The sequence below is a fragment of the Sphingobacterium sp. JB170 genome, assembly GCF_900163865.1.
GTDB lineage: Bacteria > Bacteroidota > Bacteroidia > Sphingobacteriales > Sphingobacteriaceae > Sphingobacterium.
Window position 1 is genome coordinate 1 of sequence record NZ_FUKU01000073.1, and the last position, 1,847, is coordinate 1,847.

Here is a 1,847-nt window from a genome sequence, read left to right on the forward strand (position 1 = left end):
GCAAAAGTAAAAAGCAAAACTCTCTAGTCATACAGGGGGATAACCGGATGCTTACACTGATATTAATTATTCTCCCGAGAGAAATCTGGATAGGAATATGTTGGCACGACTGAGCACGCTTGACTTTATAACCCGAAAAGAAAATATCATTGTCAACGGTGCTTCGGGAGTCGGAAAAAGCCACCTCGCCCAAGCTCTAGGGAATCAGGCCTGTCTTTCTGGTTTGAAAACTTTGTATTGTATCACCGCTAGACTGTTCAAAAAACTTAAATTGAGCAGAGTAGATGGGACTTATTTGAAAGAACTGGAAAAGTTAATCAGAACGGATCTGCTCATTCTTGATGACTTTGGTCTGCAGGCTTTTGATAATCAGGATAGAGAAACGCTTATGGACATAATTGATGACCGACATGGCAGAAAATCAACCATAATATCCTCTCAAATACCTGTATCAGCTTGGTACGAGATTATAGGCGGAGAGGGCACCATTGCAGATGCGATCCTAGATCGGATCGTGAACTCATCTCACCGGATCGACCTAAAAGGATTATCACTAAGAAAAGGAATATTAAAGCAGGAATAAAGTTAATTTTTTATATAATTGTAGAATCTTTTAAAGTGGCACGGTTTGACCGAAACCACTGGCACGGTCCCTCCGAAATACCCACCTAATAGCAAGCAGTTATCTTTTGAGGATTGCTATGATGGTTGGGCAGATCAGGGTGTAAGCGAATTTTTAATTTCATTAAACCAATTAAATCCGGAGAGAAAAATGAGAAATTCTGCTTTACAGACTGCGTTAGTAAATATGTCTAACATAAATTGGTTTAGATTAAGAGATGAGACCATCAATGGTTATAAAGCAGTTCCATTTATTATTGAACCGAGATGGAATACACAAAACATTTTTTTTAAAATGGAAAAAGCTGTCATGAAACATTTGCTCAATATGAGCCAATTTTTTCCCTTAAGAAATGATTTACCATTTAAAGCTTCAACACCCAATACCTTAAAATTCTTACTTTGGCTTTTAAAATTTAAGCAAAATGGTGGAGTAGAAAAATCTTACGAACAACTTCTAAATGAATTGGCTATTTCTACAAATAAATACGATAGTAAGTATAGATTTGAGCGAGATTTTTTAAAATCTGTCAAAGCTGATTTGGATAGCGACAATGATATTAGTTTTAACTACAGTTTCAGTGAAAATAAATATCAATTTGTAATCTATCAAACAAAATTGTCGGTTGGGACAAGCGAAACATTTATATCTGTGAACGATTTACAGGTCAGCAGGTCTCTCAAGTATTTAAAAGCTAGGCGAGAGTTAAGCGAAGGTAATTTGAGGGTTTTAAAGCAGTTATATGAAGTTCATGGGTATTCTGCTCTTGCATCACAAATAAAACGAAAAATAGAAGCCGAAAAAATGGGGGATGATTTTATAAAAGCGATTTTTAATCATCTTGAAAATGTTTAGGATATTATCTCCATGGATTTGGATATTATCTCCATGGATTTGGATATTATCTCCATAAAATTGGATATTATCTCCATAAATTCCAAAAATTTTTGTCAATATTTCTAATGTTAATAGTATCTGACAGAGATTGTAAATTTGTCCCTTAATTATATTAATGTTATTAATATGATACTCCCTTTTTGTTGGACAACTTATATCAAACTTAAGATATAATTTTCATTTTTACTCCACTCCAAACTGAATATTTTTCTTTTTTCGAATCCCCTCCCCAAAGGGCCAGAGGGCGTTCGGATAAAAGAGAAATATGACCATTTGTAAGCTGTCAATACAGCACATGTAGTCCTTTTTCCAAGAAAGGGTCTTTGGA

The 1,847-nt window shown here is 34.8% G+C and carries 2 protein-coding genes; both read left to right on the forward strand.

The window, feature by feature from the left end; genetic code table 11:
• The first annotated feature begins 61 nt into the window (after positions 1-61).
• Complete coding sequence (locus FM107_RS19115; protein ID WP_086950085.1) at positions 62-583, forward strand: ATP-binding protein; 522 nt, start codon at positions 62-64, stop codon at positions 581-583.
• Between the two features lie 45 nt (positions 584-628).
• Complete coding sequence (locus FM107_RS19120) at positions 629-1,477, forward strand: hypothetical protein (protein WP_086950086.1); 849 nt, start codon at positions 629-631, stop codon at positions 1,475-1,477.
• Positions 1,478-1,847: the final 370 nt, after the last annotated feature.